This is a genomic window from Pseudomonas sp. KBN10P06128 (assembly GCF_037574945.1).
Lineage (GTDB): Bacteria > Pseudomonadota > Gammaproteobacteria > Pseudomonadales > Pseudomonadaceae > Pseudomonas > Pseudomonas aeruginosa.
Genome location: NZ_JBBELR010000001.1, coordinates 5,973,186 through 5,990,775, shown reverse-complemented (window position 1 = coordinate 5,990,775; position 17,590 = coordinate 5,973,186). Strand labels below are relative to the sequence as shown.

General features: G+C 66.4%; 20 protein-coding genes. All 20 read right to left on the bottom strand.

Going from position 1 to position 17,590, the window contains the following annotated elements; genetic code table 11:
* Positions 1-19: 19 nt before the first annotated feature.
* The 20 genes from VQ065_RS28025 to VQ065_RS27930 all read right to left on the bottom strand — a co-directional run bounded on the left by VQ065_RS28025 (position 20) and on the right by VQ065_RS27930 (position 17,590).
* Positions 20-325: an urease subunit beta gene (locus VQ065_RS28025; protein ID WP_003095450.1), complete on the bottom strand. Its 306-nt coding sequence runs from the start codon at positions 323-325 to the stop codon at positions 20-22.
* Positions 326-341: 16 nt separating this feature from the next.
* The gene (locus VQ065_RS28020) at positions 342-860 is read right to left on the bottom strand and encodes an L-methionine sulfoximine N-acetyltransferase (RefSeq protein WP_003095446.1); all 519 of its coding nucleotides are present in this window, start codon (positions 858-860) and stop codon (positions 342-344) included.
* Between the two features lie 8 nt (positions 861-868).
* Positions 869-1,171 carry an urease subunit gamma gene (locus VQ065_RS28015; RefSeq protein ID WP_003095443.1) on the bottom strand — a complete coding sequence of 101 codons (303 nt, stop codon included), beginning with the start codon at positions 1,169-1,171 and terminating at the stop codon, positions 869-871.
* 1 nt (position 1,172) lies between these two features.
* A complete protein-coding gene (locus VQ065_RS28010) occupies positions 1,173-2,015 on the bottom strand; it encodes an urease accessory protein UreD (RefSeq protein ID WP_003116109.1) in 843 nt (280 codons plus the stop codon).
* 8 nt (positions 2,016-2,023) lie between these two features.
* The gene (locus tag VQ065_RS28005) at positions 2,024-2,476 is read right to left on the bottom strand and encodes a GNAT family N-acetyltransferase (RefSeq protein WP_003095437.1); all 453 of its coding nucleotides are present in this window, start codon (positions 2,474-2,476) and stop codon (positions 2,024-2,026) included.
* 83 nt (positions 2,477-2,559) lie between these two features.
* The gene (urtE, locus tag VQ065_RS28000) at positions 2,560-3,258 is read right to left on the bottom strand and encodes an urea ABC transporter ATP-binding subunit UrtE (RefSeq protein ID WP_003095434.1); all 699 of its coding nucleotides are present in this window, start codon (positions 3,256-3,258) and stop codon (positions 2,560-2,562) included.
* A 136-nt stretch (positions 3,259-3,394) separates the two neighbouring features.
* The gene (gene urtD / locus VQ065_RS27995; RefSeq protein WP_003095431.1) at positions 3,395-4,252 is read right to left on the bottom strand and encodes an urea ABC transporter ATP-binding protein UrtD; all 858 of its coding nucleotides are present in this window, start codon (positions 4,250-4,252) and stop codon (positions 3,395-3,397) included.
* Positions 4,249-5,328 (bottom strand): urea ABC transporter permease subunit UrtC, encoded by a 1,080-nt coding sequence (gene urtC, locus VQ065_RS27990; RefSeq protein WP_003095428.1) that lies wholly within the window; start codon positions 5,326-5,328, stop codon positions 4,249-4,251. Before urtC ends, urtD begins: the two co-directional genes overlap by 4 nt.
* The gene (gene urtB / locus VQ065_RS27985) at positions 5,325-6,914 is read right to left on the bottom strand and encodes an urea ABC transporter permease subunit UrtB (RefSeq protein ID WP_003095425.1); all 1,590 of its coding nucleotides are present in this window, start codon (positions 6,912-6,914) and stop codon (positions 5,325-5,327) included. The genes urtC and urtB overlap by 4 nt, the downstream gene beginning before the upstream one ends.
* 146 nt (positions 6,915-7,060) lie before the next feature.
* Positions 7,061-8,326 (bottom strand): urea ABC transporter substrate-binding protein, encoded by a 1,266-nt coding sequence (gene urtA, locus VQ065_RS27980; RefSeq protein WP_003095422.1) that lies wholly within the window; start codon positions 8,324-8,326, stop codon positions 7,061-7,063.
* A gap of 424 nt (positions 8,327-8,750) precedes the next feature.
* Entirely contained in the window at positions 8,751-9,344 is a 594-nt protein-coding gene (locus VQ065_RS27975; RefSeq protein WP_003095417.1) for a MarC family protein, read from the bottom strand.
* A gap of 407 nt (positions 9,345-9,751) precedes the next feature.
* A complete protein-coding gene (locus tag VQ065_RS27970; RefSeq protein WP_010791890.1) occupies positions 9,752-9,976 on the bottom strand; it encodes a DUF7364 domain-containing protein in 225 nt (74 codons plus the stop codon).
* 78 nt (positions 9,977-10,054) lie between these two features.
* Positions 10,055-10,348 carry a hypothetical protein gene (locus tag VQ065_RS27965; RefSeq protein ID WP_031632008.1) on the bottom strand — a complete coding sequence of 98 codons (294 nt, stop codon included), beginning with the start codon at positions 10,346-10,348 and terminating at the stop codon, positions 10,055-10,057.
* Entirely contained in the window at positions 10,345-11,496 is a 1,152-nt protein-coding gene (locus tag VQ065_RS27960; RefSeq protein WP_023108318.1) for a DUF2793 domain-containing protein, read from the bottom strand. Before VQ065_RS27960 ends, VQ065_RS27965 begins: the two co-directional genes overlap by 4 nt.
* Complete coding sequence (locus tag VQ065_RS27955) at positions 11,493-13,700, bottom strand: phage tail protein (RefSeq protein WP_023108319.1); 2,208 nt, start codon at positions 13,698-13,700, stop codon at positions 11,493-11,495. The genes VQ065_RS27960 and VQ065_RS27955 overlap by 4 nt, the downstream gene beginning before the upstream one ends.
* Complete coding sequence (locus VQ065_RS27950) at positions 13,690-13,908, bottom strand: hypothetical protein (protein WP_023108320.1); 219 nt, start codon at positions 13,906-13,908, stop codon at positions 13,690-13,692. Before VQ065_RS27950 ends, VQ065_RS27955 begins: the two co-directional genes overlap by 11 nt.
* The gene (locus tag VQ065_RS27945) at positions 13,905-14,144 is read right to left on the bottom strand and encodes a hypothetical protein (RefSeq protein ID WP_023108321.1); all 240 of its coding nucleotides are present in this window, start codon (positions 14,142-14,144) and stop codon (positions 13,905-13,907) included. Before VQ065_RS27945 ends, VQ065_RS27950 begins: the two co-directional genes overlap by 4 nt.
* An 8-nt stretch (positions 14,145-14,152) precedes the next feature.
* A complete protein-coding gene (locus tag VQ065_RS27940; protein ID WP_023108322.1) occupies positions 14,153-14,974 on the bottom strand; it encodes a phage BR0599 family protein in 822 nt (273 codons plus the stop codon).
* Entirely contained in the window at positions 14,964-16,667 is a 1,704-nt protein-coding gene (locus tag VQ065_RS27935) for a hypothetical protein (protein WP_023108323.1), read from the bottom strand. The genes VQ065_RS27940 and VQ065_RS27935 overlap by 11 nt, the downstream gene beginning before the upstream one ends.
* Positions 16,667-17,590 carry a hypothetical protein gene (locus tag VQ065_RS27930; RefSeq protein ID WP_003094576.1) on the bottom strand — a complete coding sequence of 308 codons (924 nt, stop codon included), beginning with the start codon at positions 17,588-17,590 and terminating at the stop codon, positions 16,667-16,669. The genes VQ065_RS27935 and VQ065_RS27930 overlap by 1 nt, the downstream gene beginning before the upstream one ends.

The window sequence follows — 17,590 nt, the reverse complement described above, 5'->3', positions numbered from 1 at the left end:
GGCCAGTTGGGAATGGGCCCTAGAGGTCCCCCATCACCCGCCCGGCGAAGCCGTATACCCGCCGTCCGCCGCCGATTTCCACCAGCTCCACCTCGCGGCTCTGCCCCGGTTCGAAGCGCACCGCGGTGCCGGCGGCGATGTTCAGGCGCATGCCACGGGTGGCCGGACGGTCGAAGGCGAGGGCGTCGTTGACCTCGAAGAAGTGGTAGTGCGAGCCGACCTGGATCGGCCGGTCACCGGTGTTCGCCACGCTCAGGGCGAGGGTGCGGCGGCCGGCGTTGAGTTCGATATCGCCGGGCTGGATGTCGTATTCACCGGGGATCATGGGGGCTCCTTGGGGCTCAGGGCGCGCTGCGCGTCGGGTCGAGGTTCAGTTGCATGAAGGTCAGGTCGAGCCAGCGGCCGAACTTCTGGCCCACCTGCGGCATCTGCCCGCTGATCTCGAAGCCGAGACGCCGGTGCAGGCCGATCGAGGCGGCATTGCCGCTTTCGATGGCGGCCACCATGACGTGCAGTCCCTGGGCCCGCGCACGTTCGATCAGCGCCTGTAGCAGTTGCACGCCGAGGCCTTTGCCGCGCTGGTCGTCGCGCACGTAGACGGAGTGCTCGACGGTGCCGCGGAAGCCCTCGAAGGGTCGCCAGTCGCCGTAGGCGGCGTAGCCGAGCACTTCGCCGGCGGCGTCGCTCGCCACCAGGATCGGGTAGCCCTGGCGGGCGCGGGTGTCGAACCAGGCCTGGCGGTTGGCCAGGTCCACCGGGGTTTCGTTCCAGATCGCCGTGGTATTGCCCACGGCGTCGTTGTAGATGGCGAGGATGCCGGGCAGGTCGGCGACGCCGGCGTCGCGGATCGAAGCGCTCATGGGCGGCCTCAGGCGATGGGCTGGTGGACGGTCACCAGCTTGGTGCCGTCGGGGAAGGTGGCCTCCACCTGGATGTCCGGGATCATCTCCGGCACGCCCTCCATCACCTGCTCGCGGCTCAGCAGGGTGGTGCCGTAGTGCATCAGTTCGGCGACGCTGCGGCCGTCGCGCGCGCCCTCCAGCAGGGCGGCGGAGATCAGCGCCACCGCCTCCGGGTAGTTCAGCTTGAGACCGCGTGCCAGCCGGCGCTCGGCGAGCAGGCCGGCGGTGAAGATCAGCAGCTTGTCTTTCTCGCGGGGGGACAAGTCCATCTCAGGTACTCCAGATGCGTGGGGGGACGGCCTCGCGGCCGAGCAGCGCCGGCCGCAGCAGGCGCCAGAGTTCGATCAGCCAGGCTCGCGCGTGCAGCGCCTCGTCGGCCAGGCAGCGCGCCACCAGCAGGCCGCCGGGCAACTGGCTGAGGTTGCCGCGGCCGGCGCAGGGGAGCGCGCGGCAGCGTTGCAGCAGGTCGGTGTCGATCTCGCCGCTGGCGACCAGGGTCGCCAGCACCGGGTGCCCGGCGAGGCCGATCGGCGAGTCGAGCAGGCGGTCGCCGCCGTCGATGCGCTGGCGCTCGTGCCAGAGCAGGCGGTCGTCGCGGCGGATGTCCAGGGCCGCGACGAAATGGCCGCTGGCGAAGCGCTCGCCGCTGGCCGGGCGGCCGAGGGCGACCATGTCCCAGTAGAACAGGCGGGCGTCGCCGCGCAGTTGGATACGGGTTTCCAGTTCGGCCTGGGCGCCGGCGAAGACGATGCTTTCCTGCGGCAGCCATTCCAGGGTGGCGCCGGGCTCCAGGTGGATCTCCAGGGTCTGCCGCGACGGGCAGGCGGCGCGGTACCACTTGGCCGCGCCGGGGCTGGTGAGCTGGGCCCAGGCGCGTTCGCCGAGGCGCACGTCGAAGGCCAGGCTGTCGCCGCCGGCGATGCCGCCGGGCGGATGCACGAGGATGTGCTGGCAGACTTCCGGGCCTTCGGCGTAGAGGTGCTTCTGCACCCGCAGCGGTCCGGCGTGGCGCCGCGTCACCGGGCGTGTGGCGTCGCCGGCGCGGGCGTAGGCCAGCTCCAGCTGGGCGTGCCAGGCGGGGTGGAAGCTCAGGTCGGGGAGGGCGGCGGTCATCGGTCGGGTCAGGCCAGGGCCTTGCGCATGAACACGCGGCGGAATCCCTCTTCCTGGCGGCGTTCGTATTCGAGGTAGCCGACCCTGGCGTAGAGCGCGATGTTTTCCGTCATCCGCTCGTTGGTGTAGAGGTACAGCGAGCGGTAGCCGAGGCTCGTCGCGTCGCGCTCGGCGCGTTCCAGCAGCTGTCGGCCGATGCCCTGGCCCTTGCATTCGGGAAGCACGGCGAGGTTGTCGACGAGGAAGCCGTCGGCGGTTTCCCGGGTCACCAGCAGGCCGACCGGCTGGCCGTCGTGCTCGGCGATGAGGACCCGGTCGCTGGCGATCACCTCGTGGTAGTCCTGGGTCATCGGCCAGGGCTTGCGGCCGATCACCGCGATCCACGGGGCATAGGCGGCGGCGACGCAGAGCGCGGCGAAGCCCGCGTCGGCCTGGACGGCCGGGCGCAGAGTGACGGTCATTTCGACCTCCTGCGGAAAGACGAGGGCATAGAGATTGCCAGCGCAGGCCCCGGTTGCGCCAGCGGCAGTGTGTCCCAGTCCGTTCAAATCGCCACCAGCCCGCGCACGCCCTCGCTCTCCATGTCGCGGCCGCGGCCCTGCTGGACGATCTCGCCGCGCGCCATCACCAGGTATTGGTCGGCCAGTTCGGCGGCGAAGTCGTAGAACTGCTCGACCAGCAGGATCGCCATGTCGCCGCGCGCCGCCAGGCTGCGGACGACCGTGCCGATCTCCTTGATCACCGAAGGCTGGATGCCTTCCGTGGGTTCGTCGAGGATCAGCAGTCGCGGCTGGCTGGCCAGGGCGCGGCCGATCGCCAGTTGCTGCTGCTGGCCGCCGGAGAGGTCGCCGCCGCGGCGCTGTTTCATTTCGCGCAGGACCGGGAACAGCTCGTAGATGAAGTCCGGCACCGTCCGGGCGTCCCTGGCGCTGAAACGGGACAGTCCCATCAGCAGGTTCTCTTCCACCGTCAGCCGGGGGAAGATTTCCCGTCCCTGCGGCACGTAGGCGATCCCGGCGCGGACCCGCTGGTGCGGCCTGAGTCCGGTGAGCGAACGGCCTTCCCAGGCGACCTGGCCCTCGCGGGCAGGGACCAGGCCCATCAGGCAGCGCAGCAGGGTGGTCTTGCCCACCCCGTTGCGACCGAGCAGGCAGGTCACCTCGCCCACCTTCGCCTCGAAGCTCAGGCCACGGAGGATATGGCTACCGCCGTAGTACTGGTGGAGCTTGTCGACTTGCAGCATGGTTCTCTTCCATTTGTCCCGTGATGGTTCTTCACTGCGATTCCCAACCTGGCTCGGCGGATAACCGCGAGCGGTCATTCGCCCTACGCGACGGGCGCCACTTGGCAGGCGCTACCCGCCGAGCGGATGGCTGGCGTCAGCGACCGAGGTAGACCTCGATCACCTGTTCGTCGGCCTGTACCTCCGCCAGCGAGCCTTCGGCCAGCACGTGGCCCTGGTGCAGCACGGTGACATGGTCGGCGATGCTGCCGACGAAACCCATGTCGTGCTCCACCACCATCAGCGAGTGCTTGCGCGCCAGGGACTTGAACAGCTCGGCGGTGAATTCGGTCTCGGCATCGGTCATGCCCGCCACCGGCTCGTCGAGCAGCAGCAACTGCGGTTCCTGCACCAGCAGCATGCCGATCTCGAGGAACTGCTTCTGGCCGTGGGACAGCAAACCCGCCGGACGCTGCCGCGACTCCAGCAGGCGGATGGTGGCGAGCACCTCCTCGATGCGTTCCCTCTGCGTGCCGTCGAGCCGCGCGCGCAGGCTGGCCCACACCGACTTGTCGGCCCTCTGCGCCAGTTCGAGGTTCTCGAACACGCTCAGGGCCTCGAACACCGTAGGCTTCTGGAACTTGCGACCGATCCCGGCCTGGGCGATCTGCACCTCGCTCATGCGGGTCAGGTCGAGGGTGTCGCCGAAATACGCGGTGCCGCTCTGCGGGCGGGTCTTGCCGGTGATCACGTCCATCAGGGTGGTCTTGCCGGCGCCGTTGGGGCCGATGATGCAGCGCAATTCGCCGATGCCGATGTACAGGGTCAGGTCGCGCAGGGCCTTGAAGCCGTCGAAGCTGACGTTGATGTCTTCCAGGCTGAGGATGGTGCCGTGGCGCGCGTCCAGCCGGCCGCTGGTGGCGGCGCCCAGGCCGATGGCGTCGCGGCCGCTGCCGGCGGTATCGAGGCCGGGGTGGAAGGCCGGTTCGAGCATCAGGTGCGGGGTGGTCCTCATTGCTCCTTCTCCTTGCGCAGCAGGCCGAGCAGGCCGCGCGGCAGGTACAGGGTGACGACGATGAACAGCGCGCCGAGGAAGAACAGCCAGTATTCCGGGAAGGCCACGGTGAACCAGCTCTTCGCGCCGTTCACCACGCCGGCGCCGAGCAGCGGGCCGAGCAGGGTGCCGCGTCCGCCGAGGGCGACCCAGACGGCGGCCTCGATGGAGTTGGTCGGCGACATCTCGCTGGGGTTGATGATCCCCACCTGCGGCACGAACAGCGCGCCGGCGAGGCCGCAGAGCACCGCGCTCAGGGTCCAGACGAAGAGCTTGTAGCCGCGCGGGTCGTAGCCGCAGAACATCAGGCGGTTCTCGGCGTCGCGCAGCGCGGTGAGGACCCGGCCGAACTTGCTCCGCGCCAGGCGCCAGCCGAGCAGCAGGCTGGCCGCGAGCAGCGCGACGGTGGCGAGGAACAGGGCGGCGCGGGTGCCCGGCGCGGTGATCGGGAAGCCGAGGATGCTGCGGAAGTCGGTGAAGCCGTTGTTGCCGCCGAAACCGGTCTCGTTGCGGAAGAACAGCAGCATGCCGGCGAAGGTCAGGGCCTGGGTCATGATCGAGAAGTACACGCCGCGGATCCGCGAGCGGAAGGCGAAGTAGCCGAAGGCGAAGGCCAGCGCGCCGGGCACCAGTACCACCAGGCACAGCGCCCAGAGGAAGTGCTGGGTGCCGACCCAGTACCAGGGCAGTTCGTTCCAGGAAAGGAAGGTCATGAACGCCGGCAGGCTGTCGCCGGAGGCCTGGCGCATCAGGTACATGCCCATGGCGTAGCCGCCGAGGGCGAAGAACAGCCCGTGGCCGAGGGACAGCAGGCCGGCGTAGCCCCAGACCAGGTCGAGGGCGAGGGCGACGATGGCGTAGCAGAGGATCTTGCCGGTCAGGGTCAGGCTGTAGGCCGAGAGGTGCAGCGCGCTGTCCGCCGGCAGCAGGTGCAGCAGCGGCATGGCCAGCAGCGTGGCGAAGGCTGCGCCGAGCGCGATAGCGGTGACGCGGCCGCCGGCCTTGCGGGCGAGGGTGACGGTGAGTGGCTGGTTCAATCGATGACCCTCCCTTTCAGGGCGAACAGTCCCTGCGGGCGTTTCTGGATGAACAGGACGATCAGCGCGAGGATCAGGATCTTGCCCAGCACCGCGCCGATCTGCGGTTCGAGGATCTTGTTCGCCACGCCGAGGCCGAAGGCGGCGAGGACGCTGCCGGCGAGCTGGCCGACGCCGCCGAGCACCACCACCAGGAAGGAGTCGATGATGTAGCCCTGGCCGAGGTCCGGGCCGACGTTGCCGACCTGCGACAGGGCTACCCCGCCGAGCCCGGCGATGCCCGAGCCGAGACCGAAGGCGAGCATGTCCACGCGCCCTGTGGGCACCCCGCAGCAGGCCGCCATGTTGCGGTTCTGGGTCACCGCGCGGACGTTCAGGCCGAGCCGCGTGCGGTTCAGCAGCAGCCAGGTGAGGAGCAGCACGAACAGGGCGAAGCCGATGATGACGATGCGGTTCCACGGCAGCACCAGGTTCGGCAGCACCTGGATGCCGCCGGACAGCCAGGCCGGGTTGGCTACCTCGACGTTCTGTGCGCCGAACAGCATCCGCACCAGTTGGATCAGCACCAGGCTGATGCCCCAGGTGGCGAGCAGGGTTTCCAGCGGCCGGCCGTAGAGATGGCGGATCACCGTGCGCTCCAGGGCCATGCCGATGGCGGCGCTGACGCAGAACGCCACCGGTAGCGCCAGCAACGGGTAGAGCGCCAGCCATTCCGGCGCCAGGCGCTGGAACAGCAGTTGCACCACGTAGGTGGAGTAGGCGCCGAGCATGAGCATTTCGCCGTGGGCCATGTTGATCACCCCGAGCAGGCCGTAGGTGATCGCCAGGCCGAGCGCCGCGAGCAGCAGGATCGAGCCCAGCGACAGGCCACTGAAGGCCTGGCCGAGCAGGTCGCCGACCAGCAGCCGGCGCTTGACCTGGGCCAGGCTGGTGGCGGCGGCGATGCGCACGCCTTCCTCCGGTTCCACCGCCGGGTCGAGCAGGTTCTCCAGGCGGGTTCGCGCCAGCGGATCGCCGGACTCGCCGAGCAGGCGCACGGCGGAAAGGCGTAGCGCCGGGTCGGGATCGCCGAGTTGCAGGTTGGCCAGGGCCAGGCCGAGGGCTTCCTTCACGCCAGCGTCGCTCTCGATCCGCAGGCGCGCTTCGAGCAGCGGCCGTTGCGCGGCCTTGGCGGTTTTCTGCAACTGCTGTGCGGCGGCCAGCCGCAGCGGCACTTCGTTGGCCACCAACTGGTGGCTGGCCAGGGCGGTGTTGAGCAGGCCGCGCAGGCGATTGTTCAGGCGCAGCGGCTTCGGCTCGCCGTCCGGCAGGGCGTCGCCTTCGGCGGCCTGGAAACGCTGGTCGGCGGCGAGGAGGAATGGCTGCTGGCGGCTGTCCAGCGCAATGCGGTTGTGGCGCAGCGCTTCGAGAAAGGCCAGGCGATCGGCGTCGGGCGTCGCCGCCCAGTGTTCGAGCAGGTGGGCGCGACCGCCGTTGTCGGCAGCGGCGAAGTCCTGCGCCGGTCCGGCGTAGGCCGTCACCGCGAGAAGGGCGGCCAGGACCAGGACACAGGCATGGAGCGGGCGGGTGAGGAGGGCAAGGGGCATGCTGGGGTTCCTGGGCGACGTGCGGTATGGCCGGTCCCCCGCCCTCTCCCTGAAGGACGAGGGGGCCGTTAGGCGCGCGACCGGGGCGTTCCCGTTCCGTTCAGGGGAACGCCTGGTCAGGGGGGCAGGGTTCTTCACGGCAGAACTCAGTTGCTCTTCAGCGCATGCTCCGGCTTCTTCTCGTTACCCGGGATGAACGGGCTCCAGGGTTGCGCGCGAAGCGGCTCGGGGGTCTTCCAGACCACTTCGAACTGGCCGTCGTCCTGGATCTCGCCGATCATCACCGGCTTGTGCAGGTGGTGGTTGCTCTTGTCCATGACCAGCGTGTAGCCGGATGGCGCCTTGAAGCTTTGCCCGGCCATCGCCTCGCGAACCTTGTCGACCTCGGTGCTCCCGGCCTTTTCCACGGCCTGCGCCCACATGTGGATGCCGACGTAGGTGGCTTCCATGGGGTCGTTGGTCACCGCGGTGGCGTAGTTCGGCAGGTTCTTCGCCTTGGCGTAGGCTTTCCAGTCGGCGACGAACTTCTCGTTGACCGGATTGCTCACCGACTCGAAGTAGTTCCATGCCGCGAGGTTGCCGACCAGCGGCTTGGTGTCGATGCCGCGCAGTTCTTCCTCGCCTACGGAGAAGGCCACCACCGGCACCTCGGTGGCTTCCAGGCCCTGGTTGGCCAGTTCCTTGTAGAAGGGCACGTTGGAGTCGCCATTGACGGTGGAGACCACCGCGGTCTTGCCGCCTGCGGCGAACTTCTTGATGTCGGCGACGATGGTCTGGTAGTCGCTGTGGCCGAATGGCGTGTAGACCTCCTGGATGTCCTTGTCGTCCACGCCCTTGCTGTGCAGGAAGGCGCGCAGGATCTTGTTGGTGGTGCGCGGGTAGACATAGTCGGTGCCGAGCAGGAAGAAGCGCCTGGCGCCGCCGCCGTCCTCGCTCATCAGGTACTCCACCGCCGGGATCGCCTGCTGGTTCGGCGCTGCGCCGGTATAGAAGACGTTCGGCGAGAGTTCCTCGCCCTCGTACTGGACCGGGTAGAACAGCAATCCGTTGAGTTCCTCGAACACCGGCAACACCGATTTGCGCGACACCGAGGTCCAGCAACCGAAGACCACCGCGACCTTGTCCTGGGTCAGCAACTGGCGGGCCTTTTCCGCGAACAGCGGCCAGTTCGACGCGGGATCGACCACCACCGCCTCCAGCTTCCTGCCGTTGACCCCGCCCTTGGCGTTGATCTCGTCGATGGTCATCAGGGCCATGTCCTTCAGCGAGGTCTCGGAGATCGCCATGGTCCCGGACAGCGAGTGAAGGATGCCGACCTTGATGGTTTCGGCGGCCTGGATGGACCAGGACAGGCCCATGGAAGCGATGGACGCGGACAGCGTGAAGGCCTTGAGCAGACTGCGACGTTTCATTGGTGTTGTTCTCCATTCACCAGCGGTCGGGGCGGCAGTTTTCAGGAGGCGTCGTGCTTGTCGTCGGGCATCCGTCCGGTGGACGGCGGGGTGCGCACTGCGGCCTGGATCTCTTCGTCGAGGCTCCAGAGCAAAGGCTGTGCCTCTTCTTGGCGCTGGCCGGTATCGGTCGGCGAAAAGGCGCCGCGAGTCGCCGGGGAAGCATGCCAAGCAGGCCTGGCTATGCCGGTGAAGGCGGCGTTTTCAGCGGGTTTTCGCCGGATATCGACGGAGAAGGGGTCGTGGGCTCCGGATGGGGAGGCGTCGCGCTGACCTCCCTCCCTACCGCCGGCGGCGCGTCCATGGGAGCGCCGCCGCTTCGCCCGGGCACCACTGCGGTGCGTCAGGGCGCGGCATCCAGGGTGTCCGCCTCAGGCTGGTGCGCTCAGCCTGGGAACAGCGAACCCTTCAGGCCGGTGACGATGATCTGCGCCGCCAGCGCGCAGACGAACAGCCCCATCAGGCGACTGACGATCTGCAGGCCCTGGTCGCCAAGCAGGCGTTCGATGCGGTCGGAAAGATAGAGCGTGGTGCCGAGGGTCAGGCAGGCGAGGAAGATCGCCACCAGGGAGATCAGCTTGGCCTCCCAGCCCTGGCCGACGCCCATCACCAGCAGCGCGCCGATGGTCCCGGGGCCGACGGTGAGAGGAATGGTCAGCGGGACGATGGTCACGTCCTGCTGCACGTTGTCGCTCTGCACCGCCGCGCGGCCCTGGGCCATGCCCAGCGCGGAGATGAACAGCACGCTGCCGGCGCCGATGCGGAAGGCGTCGGCGGTGATACCGAAGAGGATGAAGATGTAGCGGCCGAACAGGTACAGCGCGACGCTGGCGATCAGCGCCGCCAGGGCCACCCGCCAGGCCATGCGCTTGCGGTCGCGCGGGCCGAAGCCGCGGCTGAGGCTGATGAAGCAGGACAGCACGAAGAAGGGGCTATAGAGCACCAGCATCTTCAGGTAGACGCTGAACAGCAAATGCATGGAGGCGCTTCCGGTCCGGGGGTGGGCATGAGCATAGCGTGCGACGGGCCGGTGCGATGTCCGGCGGGTTGGCAATATGCCGGTTCGCGTGGCATGTGACAACGAGGCCGGGTATCGGCGGATAACGCCGTTGGCGTCATGCGCCCTACGGGAGCCGGGACCACCGGGGCGTAGGGCGAATAACCGCGTGCGGTTATCCGCCGTGGCGGAAGTGGCGGTATCGGCGGATAACGCCGTTGGCGTCATGCGCCCTACGGGAGGCGGGACCACCGGGGCGTAGGGCGAATAACCGCGTGCGGTTATCCGCCGTGGCGGAAGTGTGTAGCGCGGCGCGAAATTTGGCGCGGATTTGCGCAATAAATGACGCGCCCTAGCCGTTCCGGCTGCGGCAAAAGACTTTCAAAAGATCAGCACAGGACGACAATATCGCCATCGGCTACCCGCTCAGACAGAGCGGTCAGCTTGCCGATGCCCTCCCGCAGGAATCGGCCGAGCTGCTCGATGCATTCGCGCTGGTCCTCGGTGAGGCTGAACTCGGCCTCCATCGCTTCCATCAGATCAAGGCAGCACTGGTTGAGAAACCCCACCTCCAGCAGCTCCGCCCGCAGCCTCCGTCTAAGCACCTCGTCCATACCAACATCCCTATCTACTCCGCACATCAGTTAGGGACCGTAGCAAAAAGGCGACGTTGGTCACAATTATCAAAACGCTTAGGACTGGGGGAGCGGATAGCGTTCTTTGATCGCCTTGACAGCTTCGACCCAGGCCGACAGGTCCGGCGCTGTGCCGGTAGCGATGGCGTCATATTCTGCCTCTAGCCGCAGAGGATCAGACTCGGTGCGATAGGCCTGGCGGCGAAGCTCCTGGACCTCGGCGAGAAGGTCGTCGGGATGGAACGCCAGGTCGCCGACCGGGACGCCAGCAAGTGCGGCCGCCTCGTCCAGCGAGCCGGCCCACTCTGCGAAGAACTCGCCTTTCAGTAGAACTCGTTTCGTCATTGTCATGCGCTCTGTGAGTTGACGGTCGCGATAGGCGCGACGTGAATGCCGGGATCGACCAATCCGCCGAAGAATGCCGGACAGGCCATAGCCGCAACGGAACCCAGCGCCATATAGAGGAACGGGAAGCCGTTGTCGTACCCCTGCGCGCTCTTCTTGGAAATCCTGACGTGCTTCCATCCGTCGCTCGGTGTCAGCACTTGCCCCGGCACCACAGGCGCACCATTCAGCCAAATCTTGTAGTCAGTCGTCGGGGCTGTTGCCGGCATGAAGTGAAGCGACCCGACCTCAGCCCGTATCCAAAGAACAGCAGTACACCAGCCGTTGGCGATGAAGAGCGCCCTCGACGAGTTCGTCATCTGGAGATAACGGGTCGTGCCGTCAGCACCCGTAGAGCCGGTCGTTGCGTTGGGGCCAGCGGTCAGCACAGCGGTATAGAACTCCACCCCGTAGCGGGCAAGGCTACCGCTCGGCCGTCCCATCGCCACTAGCAAATCTTGGACGCGCTGGTTGAGGTTGCCCGCCGTCCCGCCGTTTGTAGTGTTGTCGTAGATGTACTTTCCGCCGTCAGCGATTGACGCGCCATTCCATGGTGTCAGGAACGAACTGGAAAAGGCCTCAGTGAAGCGCAGGATTAGCGGGTTGATACTGCCTGCGTAACGCCCGCTGTCGGGCATCAGATTGAGAAACGGCATGCCGTTGAGGTCGGCCCCGGCAGCGGTCCCAAGTTTCCCCCACGCCCCGTTGTTGCGTGCGTAGTTGCTGCCGTCGCTTGGCGCGTCGGCCATCCCGCCCACCAGCTCAGTCCAGCCACTGGCTCCGAACTCATACGTCTTGACCTGGCCATCAGGCGTGGCCTCGTTCGCCACCTGCACCCGCCAGCCCAACCTGGGCGGCATGTACTCCCAAATTGGCGCGGACGCACCAGTCACCCACCAGCGGGCCAGGCGGTGCTGATTTGAGCCGCTGCCGGTGAAAATGTAAGTGTCGCCCTCGGCCTGGCCGGAAGTTGGCAGCGTGGCGACGCGGCCCTTGACCACGGGCTGGCGCAGGAAGTCATCCCAGCGCAACAGGCGCATAAGTTCGTTGTAGTGCCCCTCACCGGGTGCGCCGTTGATCAGTAGGCCGGTGTTCGGCCCCATCGTCAGGCTCATGCGGAAACGCCTCCTAGTTCTTCGCCAAGCCGGAAACCGAGGCCGTGGCGTTCAATCGTGATGTCGTGCTGCTGCCAAGAGTTGATGCCGTCGCGGACACTGCGCAGGACAAGGCGCACGTCCTGGAGCGGACCATCCGCCATGTCCTCGGCCAGCGGATAGGACCAGCTACTGGATGTGAGACCGGCGTAGGTGCGCTTCAGCGTCGTGCCGCTGTAGACCTGGAGCGTCACCGTCGCCCCAGCTTCCGGGCCGATGTTGCCGACCGTGGTATCGATCAACTGGTCGGCTTGGCCGATGCGGTCGCGCTTCGCCCAGCTCACCGACAGCGTCCCGTAGACTTTCGTTGGGTACGCGCTGCCGTTGATGCGGAACTGGCCGGGCGGATACGGCTTACCCTGGCGCCCCGTCAGCGTGAGGCTGTCAGTGGCGGCCAGCGCCGGGGCCAGCTGGCCCTCGCTGGTGTTCGTCAGCAGCCGGGCCTGGAGCGTCACGCCCTGGCTGTATACCGTTTCGTCCACCGCTTCGAACGTGTCGTAGAACCAGACCCGAGCCCCGGCCAAGTGCTTGGCCGGCACGGTATCGGCGCAGCCGCGCGCCAGGGTGACTGTGCCGCTCGCGTAGTTGACCGCATCGACCCGGACTATCTCGTCGTCCACGACTGCGGCCTGGCCGACAGTGACGTCCTCCAGCCGGCTGGCGTTGGTCAGCGTGACTACGCTCGGGCCGGCCGCCAGCGGCAGCTCGGCGGCGAGTAGGCCGGTCGGGCACCAGTCGCCGCTTCCGCGATCAACGAACGCGCCAGAGCTGCCGACGCGGTCGGTCAGTGTGTAGCTCTGCGACAGGCTGGTCGGCGCCTCGGCCAGCGCGGCCAAGTAGGACGCGCTCACGTCCAGGAGCTGGAGATTCGCCGGATCGATCACCCCGGCCAGTTCGCGATAGGGTGCTTCCATCAGGCGGCGCACAGTGATCGCCCGAGGCGTCCGGTCTGGCGGAATCCAGCCAGGTGGCGGCGGCGCCACGCCAGTTGTCGCAGGCAGATTGAACTGGTCCTGAACGACGGTCAGTGTGATCTTGCCGTCGCCGAGGAAGTTGTCCTCGATCCGGCCGACCCTGACGACGGTTTCGGGGATGCCGCGCCGGGTCGAACGGATGCGAAACGGCTGGCCTGGGTTCAGGCTACGGGCGCGGCGGTCGAATACGCCTTTATAGCGCTTCAGGCCGGTTGTCTTCAGACGCATTTCCCGCTCACCGACTCGCCCGGCCAGCTCGCCGGTCGGCACGCCCAGGAACTCGATTTCCTCAGACGAGCGCCGCCCCTGCGACGCAGCGACCGCGTTGTTGTTAACGATGATTTGGCGTTGCGCCCCGTCGATCTGGTCGATGTACTTGACGATAAGCTGGCTCGGCGCGAGGGAGGTCGAACCGGTCTTCTCCTGAGTGATTTCCAGGAGGCCGCTGTCCTCGTCGAACAGCGGCAGGTCCGCAACGTTGTAGTCGTCCCGCAGGAGGCGGATGCTGATCTGTCCTGTCTGGCGGTTTGGGTATACCTCGGCACCGATGTGCGATTTCACCGTCTCGCAGAAGTTCTTGAAGCTGTCCGACCTGGTCCATTCAAAGCACAGCCCGAAACCCTCGGCATACAGCTTGTCGGCAGCGGCCCGCCAGCTCGCCTCGTCCATCCGCGTGCGGGCCAGCCCCCGGAAGTCCCGACCGGTGTAGACCAGGTAGAGGATGTGGGCTGGGTTCATCGCCTTAATCTGACCGTCCGCTAGCCAGATGAACTGCTTTTCGGGATACCAGGGATTGCCGTCCCACAAGCGGTTTCCGCCCCGGACCAAAAATTCCCACGTCTTCGGGTAGGGGTTCATGGAGGTTACCAAGCCGGAATAGAACCCTGTGGTTACGCCACGGAACGCCGGCACCAGGCCGCCGAGCATGGCCGCCAGGCGCGGCAGGACACCCTGGTCTTCTTCGCCGAACAGGATATCCAACGTTCCATCGAGCCCACCTTCGCCCTTGTCGCCACCGAACAGGTTCGGGGCGTTGATGCGTACCTGACCGTTGGTTGTGATCGATCCTTTCCACGCGGTTTTTCCGCTTGCCCGGAGCGCGCACAGCTCGTCGATTTTCTTGCCTAGGGTGAAATGGATGTCGAAGAAGTATCGAAAGCCGACCGTTTGAGCCTTGGGTTTAGCGCCCATCAGCCACCTCCTGGCGTGCGTGCTCAACCAGCTTGAGCGCGAGCGCGTCGCCAGTCGCGATCAACAGGTCAGCCTCGATGCCGTTCTGCAAAAACGCCATCCAGTCGAGGCCGTGACGCCTGAAGAACTCCCGCGCCCGGCCGTGGCAGTAACCCTGTCGGGTAGTCCACGTCGGGACGGTATGCAGGTGCTGTACAGTCACGATCATTTCTTGCTCCCTTTGGTCTTGATCGCCTTCGTTCGGTAGTTGCCTACGGTCAGCACCATCCAGGATTTCCTCCAGCACTGACCGAACACGGCGGCCAGCTCGTCGCCCTCGTCGCAGCGCGGGAAATCGATATCTTCAAAGGCTGTTGGCTTGGGCTTTTGCGGCTTCGGCGCCAAGACCCTAGACAGGATGAACGACGCCGCCAGAATGACGAGATTGATTGTGATCGGGTCCATGGCCTACCTCACCAGACCTGGTCGCCATCGAACGGCGACTTGCCTTGCATCTTGTTAAAGCCCCGGAAATTCAGGATGTTGTCGAACTTTCCGGCGCAGGTTTCATCGAGCAGATCGCAGCCTGGATAGACCCGCAGCTGGCCCCCCGCCGGGATGCCCTCGGTGCCGCCCAGGATGTGCAGATCGGCCCCGGCGTGCCGCTCGATGTAGCGGCGGTCGTAGTTGTCGCCGTCCACCTGCCACTCCACATAGCCACCGGTAAACCAGTCGTCGGCATAGCCGGCGACCACTCCGCTGGAAATCACCCACGCGGACACGATCTGCGGTGTCAGCGTCACTCGATACGGAATGAGGTTTACCTTGCAGCGGTGGTCGCCCAAGGTCGCCGTGCAGGTGCGGCAACTGGTATCGATCAAGCCTGGCTGGTCCATCAGCTCGTCTTCGGACACGCACGTTATGCGACTGCTGTCCACGGTCGGCCAGTCCACGTCGCCAATCTCCCCCACCCAGGAAACCGCTGCCTCGACATCGCCGTAGTGCATGTCGTAGACGACCAGATCGATGGCATCACTCGGCGATTTGGCCTTGTACAGCAGCGCGACATCGAGGTCGGCCGGCGCGGTGATGATGAACTGATCGGACTGCGGGTCGCCGGAGCAGATAATCCCGTTGTCGGTGATGCCGCCCGGCACGGTGCGGAAAACCTGGTTCTGGTAGGTGATGTCCCGGTCGCTGCTGTTGTAGCTCCAGCGGATCGCGCCACGGCTGAACTGGTACAGCCGCACCGGCTGCCCATCCGCAAGCGAGCTTTCGCGGCTGTTAAAACTCATCGTCACGAACCCCTTTGAACGTCAGCGCGGCGGTTGCGACGCCCTCGCTATCGGTGACGTGCTCTATCTCGACCACGTCGGTGGCGGCGCTACAGAGCGCCATGAAACAGATGCGCGCTACATCGGTCGGCTCGACCAGGCGGCCCAGGGCGGCGTCGATGGCCAAACGCTCGGTGTCGGCGTCCAGCTCGGTGCTGGTGAGGATGCGGCGGTGATAGACCGTGCCGTCGTACAGCTCGATACGGATGTCGCGACGGCCCGGCCGACCATTCGCGAAACGGGCATAGCCGATATTGCGCACATCCAGCGCGGTCGCCAGTTGCGAGACGGTGGCGACCAGGGTCAGGTCGTCGGCGTGGGTTGGCACCCATAGCGGCTTCTGCTGGCCGCGCAGCGCATAGACCAGGCTACGGAACGCCGACCGCTCGGCTCGGCCCATGCCGATCCAGCGATGGCCGATGACGGGCAGCGCCATGCCGGCGACGTCGGTCACGCGGGGAATCGCGCTGCCGTTGTCGAGGGTGGACAGCAGGCGCTGATAGCTCGACGTCAGGTCTTCGCTTTCGTCCGGGCGCTGCTCCAGCACTGGCCGACCCCTGTAGGTCGTCGCCGGCATTACCTCGGGCCAGGCGCTGGGCTCCATTATCAGGAACGACACCCGCGCAGACTGCGCGGTATCGGTCAGCCGGGTCAGCGTGGGCTGTTCGGTCAGCTGCGCGGTGCGCACCGGGTACAGTCGCGAGCCAGTTCCCCAGGCGGCCTGGACGGGCCGAACCAGGTCCAGGCCGCTGGCGGTCACCGTCTTGACCTCGACGACCTCATAAGTAAAAGCGTCCTCGCCGCGCAGCATCGCCAGGCCGCCGTCGCGGAAGTCGAGGCCGGCCGTGTCGCACGGAATGTTCAGCGAGCCGGCCGCCAGCGGTTCCTGGAGCAGTTGGATATCAGGCCAGATCGGCAGCGCCCAAACGCGCGCGCCCCAGCCAAACAGCGTCATGTCCAGTAGCTGCCGCTCGCGGTCCACCGCGTACATGTTCGCTTCGAACTCCCGGCGCGGCGCCAGGCGCATAGCCCGGCGCTGGGTCACGACTGATTCGCTTTGCAGGATATTTGTCGAGGCGCTCAGGCGCTCGACGATGCTGTCGCCCCAGTCCGGGGCGAACGTCCAGGCGATGATCCGATTGCCGGTGATGACCAGGACCAGGTCCGGCTCGCCCAAGAGCCTCCAGATGATCCGTGCATTGACCACGGGCGGGCCGTCGGTGCCGATGCTGACCGTCCAGGTGCGTTCCTCCAGGGCAGCAAAACCCAGCGGCGGCGACGCCTGGCCAGACAGCGTAATGCCGTCTGCGGCTTCGCGGTCGATGGCGGTCAGCGTGCGCGGACTGAAATAAGCGTTCCAGACAGATGCAGGGCGTACCTGAGTGCTGACGACGTTGCCCAGCTCCATAGTCGTAGGGATCAGCCACAGCCGGTTGTAATAGTTGTCTTCCAGAGCGCTCTGGTGGACGGCTGGGTACGACGAATGGATCACCTCTACCGGCTGATGCGCCGCGTAGACGCCGGCCCAGGTCGAGGCCCCGACCGCTGCCAGGCTGATGTCCTGATTCAGCTCCAGGGCGTCGATGTTCGGCGTAATGCCGGCAACGATCCCCACCAGCGGCTTTGGCACCTGGAACCCCGGAAACGTCGCCATTACTCAAGTACCCGGAAGCAGTAGCCGACCCAGGCGCTGGTGTTGCCGAAATCGGTAGCGCTTCCGCGTTGGAGCAACGGATAGACGCGCCAAGTGTCGCTGCCGATCACCAGCGGATCGCCAGGCGCGAGGAACGCCATGTTGCATATGCCAAAGTCCGGCACCTCGCCCACGTACCGCGAGCGCTGCTGAGCGCCGAACGCATAGATGGCGCAGGGCACAGGGGTGGTCGAGCTGTTCAGCTCGTTTGCGCTCGCGTCGATCAGCCCCACGTCGGGATGGTACTGACTGCTGTAGTTTCCGCGACCGGGGCCGACGACGCGCCGGGAGACGTTCGTTGTGTAGTCGAACGGCAACCAGTCCGGCGATGGGCTACCGTCGAGGCTGTCTAGCCGCAGCATGCTGCCGCCGCCGCTGTATCGAATGTGGTAACCATCGAATGGATGCGATGACCAGTTGTTTGTGAGCGCCTGGCCAGAGCTGTAGAGGAACGAGCCGCAAACATACTGGCCGCCCGTATAGCCGACGCCACGCTTGTTGAGGGAGCCGATCATCACTGGACGAAACTGACCGGCAGCGATTTCGACGTGCAGGTGCAGATAGGCAGCGGTGGCGAACAGGTGATAGCGCGTGAATGGCCCGGCGCTGAGCTGCGCTATGGTTGCTTCTTTCGACGAATACGGGTTGTTCTGCACCGAGTTGCCGGGCTGCGCATTCCACGCAAGCCCGTCGTCGAACCCCGTATTGCCCGCGAGCTGCCATTGATTGGAACCGGCGTTGAACGACCAGTAGCCGTCGGCGTTGTGACAAAGCCATTCCGATGCCGAGGCGCGGTCGGTGACCCAGCCGAGCGACTCGGCGTGGACGCGCAGCTTGGCGAGCAAGTCGGCCGGGTTGTTCGCTGTTCCTGTGAAGTAAGCCAT